This is a genomic window from Ruegeria sp. CF2 (assembly GCF_056537385.1).
This window is the reverse complement of sequence record NZ_JBQFRL010000001.1, coordinates 1,294,473-1,308,224: the sequence shown is the minus strand read 5'-3', so window position 1 is coordinate 1,308,224 and position 13,752 is coordinate 1,294,473. Positions and strand designations below refer to the sequence as shown.

Below are 13,752 nucleotides of genomic sequence, written 5' to 3'. Positions count from 1 at the left end.
CAGCTTGAAGTACGAGGCAGCCCAGAGCGATCTGGGCTGCTTTTCAATTGGTTATGCAAGCAAGTGAATGTTGAACCTGCTTCTGAGTTCCGCATCCAGCGCCGGATCGAAACGCGCCGGAGACGGAGCGCCAAGGATCTCTTCTTTTCTCGCGGTGGCCTTTTCGACCAAGTCCGGCTTGCCCAGCTCGGCCCATTCCTTGGGCGAGGTCCGGTCGCCAAGCGCTGGATAGACATAGTCGGCCTGCATCCGGCTGAGTGTTGCGTCGGTTCCCAGGTAGTGACCCGGGCCACCGAGACAGACCGACGCGATCTGGTCCAGCGCCAGCGTGTCGTCCGTGACCTCGATCCCACGAACGCATCGCAGGGCCTGACCGATCAGATCGTCACCAAGGATCAGGCTTTCAAAGCAGAAACCCAGCAGCGAAGCGTGCATGCCGGCTGCTTCGTAGACCATGTTCAGGCCGGACAGCCCGGCCATGACGTTGGAACACATCTGCTCCCATCCGGCTTGCATGTCGGGCAGTTTGGAGTCCGAAGCACCGGCTGCAGCGCCGCCAGGCAGGTCGTAGAATTTGTGCATCTGGGCGCAACCTGCCGTCAACAGGGCCTGCTCGCCAGACCCGACGCTCATCGCACCGGTCCTGAGGTCAAGACCAAAGGGCCAAGTGCCAAAAACCGCCGGAGCGCCTGGGCTTACGGCGTTTACATAAACCAGACCTGCCAGGCATTCCGCCGTAGCCTGGACAATCGCACCGGCCACCGTTGACGGGGCCGTGGCACCCGCCATCCCAGCGGATAGCAACAGGACCGGCATCCCCGCCTTGATGCATTCTTCCATCACCTGGCAGCTCTCGGTCGCGAATTTCATCGGAGGCACGACAAAGCAGTTCGAGTTCGAGACGAAGGGCCGTTCACGCCATTTATCCTCGCCGCCAGCGATCATATGCAGCATTTCCATGGCCGGAGCTACATAGCTGGGGTCTGTGAAGGATGTTCCGACATGCTTGTAAGTCCCAGAACAACAAGCATAAATCGTGTTCAGGTCCATCTCGCGGTTGTCGGTGATGTCACGGCAGACCATGGGGCGCTGCACGAAATGGATATTGTCCAGTTGTTCGCAAATCCGCGCGGCATCGTGCAAGTCCTGCACGGTTGAGTCGCGGTAGTTGCGGCCTTGGGCGTCGACCATGCTGACGGCTGCACCGGCGGTTCCATAATGAACGCGTCCGCCGGACAGTTCGAGATCGGTTTTGCCGTCGCGGCTGTACAGCGTTACCGACCGGTTGGCGCGGGCGATCGTGTCCTCGACCAGCGCCCGGGGAAAACGGATACGCCCGTCATCGCCCAGCGTACAGCCGGCATTGACCAGGTAATCGATCCCGCTGGGTGGCGCGTCGGCCAGACCGATGGTTTCGAGCGCATCGAGCGCGGCGGAGTGTATACGCTCCATGTCCTGTTGGCTGAGCGGTTTGTAGGTGCCGCCCTCAAGCCCCGGGCGGACGGGGCGCAGATGTTCGGGCAGGGCCGCGGCACGGGCGGCCCGTCGGGCGGCGCGGCCGCCACTGCGGGACGTTGAGCGGGATTGGTCGTTCATGGTGAGGATTCCAAATTGAAAGTCAGGTCAACAGGGGGAAGCTTCAACCCGTCCCGGCCGTCCTCGTGCCGCGCGCCCCCGATCGGCACCGATGGTGCGGCTGATCAGGCAGATCTTCCAGATATCGTTTGGCATGTGGTCCTCAACTCCTGCGACGAATGGTGTCAGGGTCCGCGCAAGCAATCTGTCCTGTTTGCGACCGATGTCGCTTTTGGCCTCGAAAATTTGGAACATCGATGAACGCCGCAGGAAATCCTCACGCAAAGGGCGAAATATGTTATGCTTCCATTACTTATTGTTAAGAATTGCGTGACTTGAATTGATCTGACGGCACCAAAGCACATGTTTAATTGAGGTGCACATCACCGCATCTGGTGCAATCGCGAAGGGTGCTGAACGAAAACCGGAGGTCTGCATGAAACTGATCCGCGCCTTGCTGTCGGTCCTGCTGATTCCAGCGGCGCAGGTGGCGTTGGCCGAGGATTGGACCGGAGCTTATGCCGGGTTCACCTTCGGTTATACCGACGCGGACGGCCCCGGCGGCAGTGGAGGCAATTCGGGCAGCATTGGCGCGAATATCGGATACGATCTGGATCTGGGCAGCTTCGTCGTCGGGGGTGAGTTAGAATATGACCGGCTGAACCTCGACCTGGGTGCCTCGGAGGGTAGTTTGGACAGCGTGTCCCGCGTGAAACTGCGCGGCGGATACGAGTTCGGGCCCGCTTTGGGCTACGTCGTGGTGGGTGCCGCGCGGGCGAATACTTCGGGCGACAGCGACACGGCCGCCGTGTACGGGATCGGCGTTGCCTATCCTCTGAGCGACCGGCTGATCATCAGTGGCGAAGCCTTGCGGCAGAATTTCAACGATGTCACGCGGTCGCGCGGCGATCTGGATACCAACACCTTCAATCTGCGCACGACCTTCCGGTTCTGAACAAAACCGTCTCGTTCACTCGGCCGCCGTCTGACCCGCCAGCCGGGCGGCGAACTCGCATAGGGTCTGAAGGGCGGCGGAGAACCGGTCATCGTCAATGGTCATGGCCACACGCACATGCCCTGCGGCGGCTTGGCCAAAACTTTCTCCGGGCATGACCGCGATGGCGTGGGTGTCCAGCAGCGCATTGGCGAAGTCTTCGCCGCTTTGCCCGGTCGCGCGGATGTCCAGCATCAGATACATCGCGCCTTGGGCCGGGATCAGGCCCACGGTGTTCTGTCGGGCCAGAACCTGCATCGCCAGGGTGCGGCGGCGGCGGAAGGGGGCCGCAACCTCTTGTTCCAGTTCGTCCCCCGCGGTCAGCGCATAACTGGCAGCGTCCTGAATGAATCCCGGAACCCCGTAGGTGGTGTGCGTGGCGAGGTTGATCAAATGGTCGATGGCCTCTTCGGGGCCAACGATCCAGCCACAGCGCGACCCGGTCATGGCGTGGGATTTCGACATCGAGCCCACGACCAGGGTGCGGTCGGCCATACCGGGCAGGGCGCGGGGCGACAGGTGAGCGCCGTCCCAGACCTGCGTGTCATAGACCTCGTCCGAAATCAGCCAGATGTCGCGTTCGCGGCACAGATCGGCGATCTCGGTCAGGGTCTCGCGGGAATAGACGACTCCGGTCGGGTTGTTCGGCGTGTTGATCAACAGCGAAGCGGCACCCTCGGCCCGTTCGGCGATCAGGGTTGCGTCGGGTTGAAAGGCGTCCTCGGCCCGGGTCTGAACCGCGCGCGCGACAGCGTCCGCCCCGCGGATCGTGCCGGGATAGGTGGCGTAGAACGGATCGAGATAGAGGCCCACATCCCCCGGGTCGCACACGGCCATATGCGCGGCGAACAGTGCGGCTTGTCCGCCCGGGGTGATCAGCACGTTGTGGCGCGTGGTGGGAACTCCCGTCCGGGTCTGCACCCGCGCGGCCACGGTATCGCGCAGCAGATCGGTGCCCGGCACCATGGCGTATCCGGTATGGCCCGCGCGCGCCGACCGATCCATCTCGGCCAGGATCGAGGGGTGGGTTCGGATGTCATGCTCGCCGATGGTCAGCTCGGTCACGGCCTGGCCTTCGGCAATCATGCGGCGCGCACGATAGAACACGTCCCACCCGTCCGAACCGCCTCCGGTCAGATGTGTGATGCGGTGCGAAAGTTTCATGGCGCGCCTCCGTTGCAGCAAGTCCGCCGAATGGGTCAGAGCCGCGGTGATTTGTCAATCAGCTTCCCCGGTCGGCAACAGAAGTCTTGGCGTGCGGGACCGGGCGTGCTATGCGATGGGCCATGAACCGGAAGACCTGCATCATTATCTGCTGCATTCCCTGCTGAACTTTCACGCGGGCCGGTTTCTTTCGTTTTCTTCCCTGAGACAAGTTGCTAAGCCCGCGTCAACGCGCACGCTATTGCTGTATCCAGGAGCCAGACGCATGACGACGATCAAACTGCACAACACGCGGACCCGGACGAAGGAAGACTTCGTTCCGATCGATCCCGACAACGTGCGGATGTATGTCTGCGGACCCACCGTGTATGACCGGGCGCATCTGGGCAACGCGCGGCCTGTGGTGGTATTTGACGTGCTGTACCGTCTTCTGCGTCACGTCTACGGGCCCGAGCATGTGACCTATGTGCGCAACTTCACCGACGTCGATGACAAGATCAACGCGACGGCCTTGGCGCGCAAGCAGGCCGGGGCCGAAGGAACGCTCGAACAGTTGGTGCAGGAGCGGTCGGACGAGACGATCGGCTGGTACCTGCATGACATGGGCGCACTGGGGGCGCTGGAGCCCGACCAGATGCCGCGGGCCACGCGGTATATCGACCAGATGATCGCGATGATCGAGGACCTGATTGCCAAGGGGCACGCCTATGAGGCCGAGGAGCATGTTCTGTTCGCGGTGGACAGCTGGCGCGACGAGTATGGCAAGCTTTCGGGCCGGTCAGTCGATGACATGATCGCGGGCGCTCGGGTCGAGGTTGCGCCCTATAAAAAGAACCCGATGGATTTCGTGCTGTGGAAGCCCTCGGACAATGAACTGCCCGGTTGGGAGTCGCCCTGGGGCCGGGGGCGTCCGGGTTGGCATATCGAATGCTCGGCCATGAGCTATGAGTTGCTGGGCGAGAGTTTCGACATCCATGGCGGCGGCAATGACCTGATGTTCCCGCACCACGAAAACGAGATTGCCCAGAGCAAATGCGCCCATCCGCACGGCGAATTTGCGCGCTATTGGCTGCATAATGAGATGCTGCAAGTCGAAGGCAAGAAGATGTCCAAATCGCTGGGCAATTTCTTCACCGTGCATGACCTGCTGGATCAGGGCGTGCCGGGCGAGGTGATCCGGTTCGTCTTCCTGCAGACCCACTATCGCAAGCCGATGGACTGGACAGAAAAGAAGGCGCGCGAGGCCGAGGCCACGTTGCGCAAGTGGCGGGCGCTGACAGCGGGCATCGAACCCGCAGCCAGCGCGGCGCCCGCGGTGACCGAGGCGCTTGCCGATGACCTGAACACGGCGGGCGCCCTGGCCGAGCTGCATCGTCTGGCCTCGAACGGCGACGCCGCGACCTTGCTGGCCAGTGCGCGGATCCTGGGTCTGTTGGAGCCTGACATGGGGGCCTGGGCCGAAACCGACTGCGTGGATCTGTCGGCCCATGCCGACCGGCTGGCCCGTGTTCGGGCCGAGGCGATGCAGACCAAGGATTTCTCGGAAGTGGATCGGTTGAAGGCCGTCTATCTGGCGGCTGGTCTGGAAGTGCGGATGAGCAAGGACGGGGTCGAACTGGTGCCCGGCGCGGGCTTTGACGCCAGCAGGCTGGAGGCCGTGGAATGAGCAAAGAGCGCCTGTACCTCTATGACACCACGCTGCGCGACGGGCAGCAGACCCAAGGCGTTCAGTTCTCGACCGCCGAAAAGGTCCAGATCGCGCAGGCGCTGGATGCTTTGGGGGTGGATTATATCGAAGGCGGCTGGCCCGGTGCGAACCCCACCGACAGCGCGTTTTTCGACGCCGCGCCCAAGACGCGCGCCCGCCTGACCGCCTTTGGCATGACCAAGCGGGCCGGGCGCTCGGCCGAGAATGACGACGTGCTGGCCGCCGTCATGAACGCCGGCACGCGGGCGGTCTGTCTGGTGGGCAAGTCGCATGACTATCACGTGACCGACGCGCTGGGGATCTCGCTGGAGGAGAATGTCGAGAACGTCCGCGCCTCGGTCGCGCATATCGTGGCGCAGGGGCGCGAGGCGCTGTTCGATGCCGAGCATTTCTTTGACGGCTACAGGGACAACCCCGCCTATGCCATGCAGGTCTGCCAGGCGGCGCTGGAGGCCGGTGCCCGCTGGGTGGTGTTGTGCGACACCAATGGCGGCGCGCTGCCGGCCGAAGTGGGGCGGATCGTGTCCGAGCTGATCGCGGCGGGTTTCCCCGGCGACCGGCTGGGCATCCACACCCACAATGACACCGAAAATGCCGTGGCCTGTTCCCTGGCGGCCGTGGACGCCGGCGCGCGCCAGATCCAGGGCACGTTGAACGGGCTGGGTGAGCGGTGCGGCAACGCAAACCTGACCGCGCTGATCCCGACGCTGCTGTTGAAAGAACCCTATGCCTCGGTCTTCGAGATCGGGGTCAGCCGCGACGCGCTGACCGGTCTGACCCGCATCAGCCGCATGCTGGACGACATCCTGAACCGGGTGCCCAGCAAACAGGCGGCCTATGTCGGGGCCTCGGCCTTTGCGCACAAGGCGGGGCTGCATGCCAGCGCGATCCTCAAGGACCCTTCGACCTATGAACATGTCGATCCGGCCACCGTGGGCAATGCGCGGATCATTCCGATGTCGAACCAGGCGGGCCAATCGAACCTGCGCAAACGCCTGACCGAGGCTGGGTTGCAGGTAGAGCCGGGCGACCCGGCGTTGGGGCGCATCCTGGAACGGATCAAGGCGCGCGAGGCCGAAGGGTATTCCTATGACACCGCGCAGGCCAGTTTCGAGCTGCTGGCCCGCGATGAACTGGGCCAGCTGCCGCAATTCTTCGAGGTCAAGCGCTACAAGGTCACGGTCGAGCGGCGCAAGAACAAGTACAACCAGATGGTCAGCCTGTCCGAGGCGGTCGTCGTGGTGAAGGTGGATGGCGAGAAGAAGCTGTCGGTCAGCGAGTCGATGGACGAAAACGGCAGCGACCGTGGCCCGGTGAACGCGCTGGCCAAAGCTTTGGCCAAGGATCTGGGGCAGTACTCGCCCATCCTGGACGATATGCATCTGGTGGACTTCAAGGTCCGTATCACCCAGGGCGGGACCGAGGCGGTGACCCGCGTCATCATCGACAGCGAAGACGGGCAGGGGCGGCGCTGGTCCACGGTTGGGGTCAGCGCGAATATCGTTGACGCCTCGTTCGAGGCGCTGCTGGAAGCGATCCAGTGGAAGCTGGTGCGCGATTGCAGCGCGCAATCGGTGGTGGCCGAGTGAGCGTGCCCTTCGACGACGACGTCAAGGCCTGCGCGGCGCTGGTCCACCGGGCCGACCCCGATCGGTTCATGGCCGCGATGGCGGCGCCGGTGCCGGCGCGGGCCGTGCTGTTTCCGATCTATGCGATGAATATCGAGGTCGCCCGCGCGCCTTGGGTCACCCAAGAGCCGATGATCGCGGAAATGCGCCTGCAATGGTGGCGCGACGCGCTGCAGGAGATCGCCGAAGGACCCTCCGTGCGGCGGCACGAGGTGGTCACGCCCCTGTCGCGCGTCCTGTCCCCGCATCTGGCGGCGATGCTGGATGAATTCGTGGCCGTAAGGCGTTGGGATATCTACCGGGATCCGTTCGAGGATGAGGAACACTTCGAGGCCTACCTCACCCACAGCGCAGGGTCGCTCATGGTCGCCTCGGCGCAAGCCCTGGGTGCCGCCGACGAAACGGTCCTGCGCGACTTTGGCTACGCGGTCGGTGTGGCGAACTGGTTCCGCGCCATCCCCGAGCTTGAAGCCCGCGGGCGCGTCCCCCTGTTGGACGGGACACCGGACGGGGTGCGCCAGTTGGCCGAGCGCGCGCTGGACCGGATGGCCGCGGCCCGGGCGCGTCGCGCCGATGTTTCGGATCAGGCGCGCCCTGCGCTTTATGGCGGCTGGCAGGCAGACCGCGTCCTGCGTCATGTGCTGGCTGAGCCCGGTCGGGTCGCTGCTGGTGCGCTGAACGTGGGCGAGATCCGACGGCGCGTGTCACTGATCTGGACCGCGACCACCGGTCGGTGGTGATCAGGAGAGTTTGGCCTCGCGGGGTCTGAGCACCAGCCACAGCAGCGCGCCGCCCGCCAAAGTCAGCAACGGCACCATCGCCAGGTTGACGGCGGTCCATCCCTCGACCGGGGACCCGCCAGAACAGTTCATCAATCCGCCCGAGGCCAGCGACGCAATCGTCACGCCTCCGAACACCAGCAGGTCGTTCAGGCCCTGCACGCGGCCGCGTTCATGCACATCGTGCTCGGCCGCCAGCATGCTGGTGGCACCGATGAAGCCGAAGTTCCAGCCGATGCCAAGCAGCACGAGGGCCAGAAAGAAGTTCCCGATCTCAACGCCCTGCAGCGCGACGACACCCGCGCCGCCCAAAATCGCCAACCCGATGGCAACCATCTTCTCGGCCCCGAACCGGGCGATCAGATGGCCGGTGAAGAAACTGGGAACGTACATCGCCAAAACGTGGCTGGTGACCACATCCGCCGCATCACCTTCGGAGAAGCCACAGCCGACAACGGCCAGCGGCGTCGAAGTCATCACAAGGTTCATCAGCGCGTACGAGACCATGGCACAGATGATGGCCACGGCGATGCGCGGGGTTTTAAGCAGTTCGAGCCGCGACCGGCCTTTGGGTTCATCCTGCGATGGGCGGTCGGGTGTCGGTATGTCCAGAAACAGGAACAGGACCGAACCGATGACGTTCACCGCGATCACCGCGAAATAGGTGCCCAGGAACGGAATGACATAGGCCTGCGAGGTCAGTTTGACGATCTGCGGCCCGATGATGGCCGCAGCCAGACCGCCAGCCATGACGTAAGAGATCGCCTTGGGCCGGAATGCGTCCGACGCGGTATCGGCGGCGGCAAAGCGATAGAAGCCATGTGCGCTCATGTAGATGCCGGTCAGCAGGCTGCCCAACAGGAACACCGGAAACGACCCCAGGTACAGGCCATAGGCGCCTACGGCGCCGCCCACCGCTCCGGCGGTGGCGCCGACGAGGAACCCGGCGCGGCGGCCCCAGCGCTGCATGATGGCCGAGACCGGCGTGGCCGCCAGCATCGAACCCAGAACGATCAGCGAAATCGGCAGCGTGGCGAGGCAAGCGTTGCTGGCCAGCGACTGGCCCGCCAATCCGCCGACGATGAAGATCATCGGCATCTGCGCGCCCAGAATCGCTTGGGCCGCCACCAGAACGGCAACATTCCGTTTGGCGCGGGTATCGTCGGGGGCGGTGCTGGTCATCGTCATGCGCAAATGGGTATCGGCGAACCGACAGACATACAAGCGGGTTGCATATGCGACAAAGCAGCCTAACCTGCGCCCCGAACCGCCACCCGGAGCCGCCATGACCGTTGGTCGAATTATCGAGACACCAGAATGCGTTGCGGAAGGGGCCGAGTGGCTGTCTGACGCCTGTCCGCGCATGGCGCACGCGATCGACCTAACCAGCCCGCTGCCCCTGCGCCGCCGGCCCGACGGCTTTGCGCAACTGCTCAGCGCAATCGTCAGCCAGCAGGTCAGCGTGGCCTCGGCCAACGCGATCTGGGGGCGGATGCAGCAGGCGGGCCTGACCGGGCCGCGCAAGATCAAATGGGCCACTGACGACGATCTGCGCGCAGTGGGGCTGAGCCGCCAGAAGATCCGCTATGCGCGGGCGCTGGCCGAGGCGCGGATCGACTACAAGGCCCTGCGCGACGCTCCCGATGACGTGGTCATTGCGGCCCTGACACAGGTGCCGGGCATCGGGGTTTGGACGGCCGAGATCTATGCCATGTTCTCGCTGGGGCGGGCGGATGTGATCGCTCCGGGCGACCTGGCCCTGCAGGAGGCCGCGCGGATGCTGTACGGCCTGCCGGATCGGCCGACCGACAAGGCGCTGCGGCAGATGGCCGAGGCGTGGTCGCCGTGGCGGTCGGTTGCAGCCCGGGTTCTGTGGGCCTATTACCGCGTGGCCAAAGATAGGGAAGGGATCAGATGACACGGGTTTTGAACGCGCTCCGCAAAGAGCCGTTTTCGGGCGACACGCGCTCGGTCGTGGTGTTCGTGCATGGCTACGGCGCCAACGGGGCCGATCTGCTGGGGCTTGCGGATGTTCTGGGCGAACACCTGCCCGACACGCTGTTCGTGGCCCCTGACGCGCCCGAGCAGATCCCCGGCATGCCCAACGGGTATCAGTGGTTTCCGATCCCGTGGATCGACGGTTCGTCCGAGGAAGAGGCCCGGCGCGGCATGGAAATGGCGGTCGAGGATTTCAACGCCTTTCTCGATGCCCTGATGGTGGACGAAGACGTGCTGCCCGAGCAGGTGGTGCTGTTCGGCTTTTCCCAAGGCAGCATGATGAGCCTGCACGTGGCCCCGCGCCGCGAGGACCCGATGGCCGGCGTAATCGCGTTTTCTGGCCGCCTGCTGGAGCCTGACCTGCTGGCCGACGAGGTGGTCAGCCGGATGCCCGTGCTGCTGGTCCATGGCGATGCCGATGACGTGGTGCCCCCGCAATCGCTGCCCGAGGCTGCCGAGGCCCTGCAGCGCGCAGGTTTCAAGGAAGTCTTTGCTCATGTCATGAAGGGCACCGGCCACGGCATCGCGCCCGATGGGCTGGGCGTCGCGCTGGCCTTCATGCGGGACAAGCTGAGCCTGTGACGCGGCAGGGTCACCCCCACAGGTGACCCTCGGCAAACTCCACCGAATTTCCGGCCGGGTCGCGCACATAGAGCGAGCGTGCCCCGTTGGGCCAGTCAAACTCGGCCTCGACCGGGACGTTCCAGTCCAGCAGATGCTTGCGCATCAACGCGATCTGGTCGCGCGTCAGGATCAGGCACACATGCCCCGGACCGCGTGCGCCATGTGGCGGCACCGGCAGGCCGGGGTTGGTCGGGGGCTGTTCTGTCTGGTCGGGGTTGAACAACAGCAATACCGAGGCGCCGACCCGGAAGAACACGTGCCGGCCCTTGACGCGCTGAATGCGTTCCAGGCCCAGAACCTCGCCATAGAACCGTTCGGCGGCGTCCAGATCATCGACATACAGCGCGGCCTCGAGAATGCCCGAAGGCGACGGGATTCCGGCTGCCACTTTCATGGCGCCATGATAGCGGACATCGCCGAAAAAGTCACCGCCGCGGGCGCCGGTCCCGCTTGCGTTGGGGGGCCGTTTCCACCACGGGCATCGGCAGGCTGTCCCAACTGCCGGGGGCGAGGTCGTCCAGCGTCCAGTCGCCGATCCGGGCGCGGATCAGGCGCAGGGTGGGGTGGCCCACGGCGGCCGTCATGCGGCGTACCTGCCGGTTGCGCCCCTCGCGCAGGGTCAGTTCCAGCCAGCAGTCCGACACCGTCTTGCGTTCGCGGATTGGCGGCGTGCGCGGCCACAGGCCCTCGGGTTCGTCGATCAGCCGCGCCTTGGCTGGGCGGGTCATGCCGTCATTCAACTCGACCCCGTCACGCAGGGCCCGGATGACCGCCGCATCCGGGATGCCCTCGACTTGGACCCAATAGGTTTTGGGCATCTTGTGCTTGGGATCCGAGATCTGGGATTGCAGCCGCCCATTGTCGGTCAGCAGCATCAGCCCCTCGCTGTCACGGTCCAGCCGCCCGGCCGGATAGACCCCCGGCAGGTCGATGAAATCCGACAGGGTGCTGCGGGGCGACTCGGCATTTTGCCGGTCGGTGAACTGCGGCAGCACGTCAAAGGGTTTGTTGAAGCGAATGAACCATGACATGAGCTCCGCCATACTCTCAGTTCCGGACCTGCGCAAGCTGTGGATAACTGTCACGTGATTGTTACGGATTCGGAATAGTCCGTTACCGAGATGTTGTGGAAAAACAGGACTTGTCAGAGTTTTAACACGATATATAGTTAAGTTAAGACCGGGGCGGGTGCTCCCCGCTCTGGTGTCCCATACAGGCAGCCGAGAGCGAGGAGCGATTCAGCCATGGACGGAGATTTCAGGACCGAATTTGTCAGGGAGCCAGGTGCCCTCAAGCACCATCCGGCATTGGTTTTGAACGCCGATTATCGCCCGCTTTCCTACTATCCGCTGTCGCTGTGGCCGTGGCAGGAGGCGATAAAAGCCGCCTGGCTGGACCGGGTCGATATCGTCGCCGAGTATGACGAAGTGGTCCGGAGCCCGAGTACGGTGATCCGAATACCGTCGGTGGTTGTCCTGAAAGACTATGTGAAACCCAGAAAGCGCGTGGCCTTCACGCGCTTTAATTTATTTCTGAGGGATGAATTCCGCTGCCAGTACTGCGGTAGCCGGGGCGAACTGACTTTCGACCACGTCGTGCCGCGTGCAGCAGGGGGCGTCACCAGTTGGCAGAACGTGGTGGCCGCCTGCAGCCCATGCAATCTGCGCAAGGGGTCGAAATCGCTGCGTCAGGCGGGGATGAGCCTGCGCAAGCCGCCTCGGCAGCCTGACGCCAGTATGCTGCAGAATATCGGACGGAAATTTCCGCCGAACCACCTGCACGAAAGCTGGATCGACTTTCTGTATTGGGATGCGGAACTGGACGCACAGTAGGGTCAGCGCGCGCGCCAGGCGGCCAGCCACACCAGAACCAGACCTGCGGACAGCAGTGCGTTCCACCCAGCCATGGACAGCCCGAACATTTCCCACGGGATATCGTCGCACCGTACCAACGGGGCGGCCATGATCTGCTCCATCAACTCCTCGGCGGACAGGCCGCTGATACTGCCCGATGTGCAACTGGACGGACCTTCCCACAGGCCGCGCTCGACCCCGGCGTGATAGACGCCGATGCCGGACGTGGCGGCGGCAGCGGCTGCGCCGAGGAGGGGCAGCAGTCGAACGCCCGGAAATGCAAAAGCCAGCACGCCGAGCAGCACAGCCGCACCATGCGGGTAGCGTTGCCAGATGCACAATTTACACGGGGCCATGCCGCCCAGATACTGGAACCCCCAAGCCGCAAGAAGCAATGCGGCGGACCCACCCGCGGCCAGCAAAATGAGTGTCCGTTTCCGCGTCATATGTATTTCACCACCAGAAATCCGCCGATCAGAAGAATGATGAACAATGTGAACATCAGCCCGAGCCGCTTTTCGATGAAGTCTCGGATAGGCTCGCCAAAGCCCCAAAGCAACCCGGCGACGATGTAGAACCGCAAAGCGCGGGCAAGAATCGAAGTGGCGATGAAAGTTCCCAGCGGCATTCCCGTCCAACCGGACATGATCGTGATGACCTTGTACGGGAAAGGCGTGACACCGGCGGTCAGAACGGCCCAGAACCCGAAATCGTTGAACCGCTGGTTGAATTCCTGCATCGCGTGACCCTTGCCCATCGCTTCGAGGATGGGTTGTCCGATGCTGTCGTAGAAGAACGCGCCGATTGCGTATCCCAAAAGGCCGCCCAAGACTGAGAACACCAGCGCAACGGTGGCAATCAGCCATGCCCGCGATGGGCGTGCCAGAATCATCGGGATCATCAGCACGTCGGGTGGAATCGGAAAGACCGAGCTTTCGATGAATGCCACAAATGCCAACACCCATAGCGCGTGTGGGTGGTCGGCCAGTCGGATCGTCCGATCATAAAGCGATTGCAGCATCAGCGCGAGTTCCCAAGCTTTGTCATGACGAGGCAAACCACGCGTCCGACGGGGCGTCAACCGATCTGTCCCAGGCTGATCGTCGATTGACCGATTTTTGCCTCTGGACCTTCGGCCAGATGGGCGGTAGTTCAATGCGCGTGGCCCAAGTGGCGGAATGGTAGACGCAGGGGATTCAAAATCCAGCGCCGCCGCAGCGCAGCACCCCTCCACATGCGGGATTACCCCACGTCAGGCAATACTTAACCCACTGAAAACGAACGGCTTTTAGTCGATTTCGATTTGCCTGAATGCCTCCATTTGCGGGACAAATCCGCAGGTGCAGGTCACCACCGATAGTGACTTAAGTCACCGCTCTGCGTCACCACCATGTCACCTCTCATGTCACCAGTGACGTGGCCCGAGTGA

At 63.6% G+C, this 13,752-nt stretch carries 14 protein-coding genes; 7 read left to right on the top strand and 7 right to left on the bottom strand.

Annotation, left to right across the window (positions count from 1 at the left end):
* Positions 1 to 51: 51 nt before the first annotated feature.
* Positions 52 to 1,596 (bottom strand): trimethylamine methyltransferase family protein, encoded by a 1,545-nt coding sequence (locus tag ACR0IR_RS06495; RefSeq protein WP_170363396.1) that lies wholly within the window; start codon positions 1,594 to 1,596, stop codon positions 52 to 54.
* A gap of 415 nt (positions 1,597 to 2,011) precedes the next feature.
* Here ACR0IR_RS06495 and ACR0IR_RS06490 point away from each other — a divergent pair, with 415 nt between their 5' ends.
* A complete protein-coding gene (locus ACR0IR_RS06490) occupies positions 2,012 to 2,530 on the top strand; it encodes an outer membrane protein (protein WP_170338459.1) in 519 nt (172 codons plus the stop codon).
* Positions 2,531 to 2,545: 15 nt separating this feature from the next.
* Here ACR0IR_RS06490 and ACR0IR_RS06485 read toward each other — a convergent pair whose 3' ends face one another.
* Positions 2,546 to 3,733 carry a pyridoxal phosphate-dependent aminotransferase gene (locus ACR0IR_RS06485; protein WP_170363397.1) on the bottom strand — a complete coding sequence of 396 codons (1,188 nt, stop codon included), beginning with the start codon at positions 3,731 to 3,733 and terminating at the stop codon, positions 2,546 to 2,548.
* A 265-nt stretch (positions 3,734 to 3,998) separates the two neighbouring features.
* Here ACR0IR_RS06485 and cysS point away from each other — a divergent pair, with 265 nt between their 5' ends.
* The 3 genes from cysS to ACR0IR_RS06470 are packed head-to-tail and all read left to right on the top strand — an operon-like array spanning position 3,999 to position 7,809.
* Positions 3,999 to 5,399 (top strand): cysteine--tRNA ligase, encoded by a 1,401-nt coding sequence (cysS, locus tag ACR0IR_RS06480; protein WP_170363398.1) that lies wholly within the window; start codon positions 3,999 to 4,001, stop codon positions 5,397 to 5,399.
* Positions 5,396 to 7,030, top strand: a complete 1,635-nt coding sequence (gene cimA, locus ACR0IR_RS06475; RefSeq protein ID WP_170363399.1) for a citramalate synthase — start codon at positions 5,396 to 5,398, stop codon at positions 7,028 to 7,030. Before cysS ends, cimA begins: the two co-directional genes overlap by 4 nt.
* A 2-nt stretch (positions 7,031 to 7,032) precedes the next feature.
* Positions 7,033 to 7,809, top strand: coding sequence for a squalene/phytoene synthase family protein (locus tag ACR0IR_RS06470; RefSeq protein WP_170363871.1), 777 nt, complete (start codon positions 7,033 to 7,035; stop codon positions 7,807 to 7,809).
* Here ACR0IR_RS06470 and ACR0IR_RS06465 read toward each other — a convergent pair whose 3' ends face one another.
* On the bottom strand, positions 7,810 to 9,036 hold the full coding sequence (locus tag ACR0IR_RS06465; RefSeq protein WP_170363400.1) for an MFS transporter: 1,227 nt from the start codon (positions 9,034 to 9,036) through the stop codon (positions 7,810 to 7,812). It lies immediately after the preceding gene.
* A 97-nt stretch (positions 9,037 to 9,133) separates the two neighbouring features.
* On the opposite strand from ACR0IR_RS06465, the gene ACR0IR_RS06460 reads away from it, so the two are divergent.
* Together ACR0IR_RS06460 and ACR0IR_RS06455 are read left to right on the top strand one after the other, a co-directional pair.
* On the top strand, positions 9,134 to 9,766 hold the full coding sequence (locus ACR0IR_RS06460) for a DNA-3-methyladenine glycosylase family protein (RefSeq protein WP_170363401.1): 633 nt from the start codon (positions 9,134 to 9,136) through the stop codon (positions 9,764 to 9,766).
* Positions 9,763 to 10,428 carry an alpha/beta hydrolase gene (locus tag ACR0IR_RS06455; protein ID WP_170363402.1) on the top strand — a complete coding sequence of 222 codons (666 nt, stop codon included), beginning with the start codon at positions 9,763 to 9,765 and terminating at the stop codon, positions 10,426 to 10,428. Before ACR0IR_RS06460 ends, ACR0IR_RS06455 begins: the two co-directional genes overlap by 4 nt.
* A 10-nt stretch (positions 10,429 to 10,438) precedes the next feature.
* Here ACR0IR_RS06455 and ACR0IR_RS06450 read toward each other — a convergent pair whose 3' ends face one another.
* Both ACR0IR_RS06450 and ACR0IR_RS06445 read right to left on the bottom strand, forming a co-directional pair.
* Complete coding sequence (locus tag ACR0IR_RS06450; protein ID WP_170363403.1) at positions 10,439 to 10,864, bottom strand: VOC family protein; 426 nt, start codon at positions 10,862 to 10,864, stop codon at positions 10,439 to 10,441.
* 31 nt (positions 10,865 to 10,895) lie between these two features.
* Positions 10,896 to 11,501 carry a pseudouridine synthase gene (locus tag ACR0IR_RS06445; RefSeq protein ID WP_170363404.1) on the bottom strand — a complete coding sequence of 202 codons (606 nt, stop codon included), beginning with the start codon at positions 11,499 to 11,501 and terminating at the stop codon, positions 10,896 to 10,898.
* 213 nt (positions 11,502 to 11,714) lie between these two features.
* Between ACR0IR_RS06445 and ACR0IR_RS06440 the strand changes: the two genes are divergently transcribed.
* Complete coding sequence (locus ACR0IR_RS06440) at positions 11,715 to 12,302, top strand: HNH endonuclease (RefSeq protein WP_093962158.1); 588 nt, start codon at positions 11,715 to 11,717, stop codon at positions 12,300 to 12,302.
* A 2-nt stretch (positions 12,303 to 12,304) separates the two neighbouring features.
* On the opposite strand, the gene ACR0IR_RS06435 is transcribed toward ACR0IR_RS06440, so the two are convergent.
* Together ACR0IR_RS06435 and ACR0IR_RS06430 are read right to left on the bottom strand one after the other, a co-directional pair.
* Positions 12,305 to 12,769 carry a disulfide bond formation protein B gene (locus ACR0IR_RS06435; RefSeq protein WP_170359121.1) on the bottom strand — a complete coding sequence of 155 codons (465 nt, stop codon included), beginning with the start codon at positions 12,767 to 12,769 and terminating at the stop codon, positions 12,305 to 12,307.
* Positions 12,766 to 13,344 (bottom strand): YqaA family protein, encoded by a 579-nt coding sequence (locus ACR0IR_RS06430; protein WP_093962156.1) that lies wholly within the window; start codon positions 13,342 to 13,344, stop codon positions 12,766 to 12,768. The genes ACR0IR_RS06435 and ACR0IR_RS06430 overlap by 4 nt, the downstream gene beginning before the upstream one ends.
* Between the last annotated feature and the right edge of the window lie 408 nt (positions 13,345 to 13,752).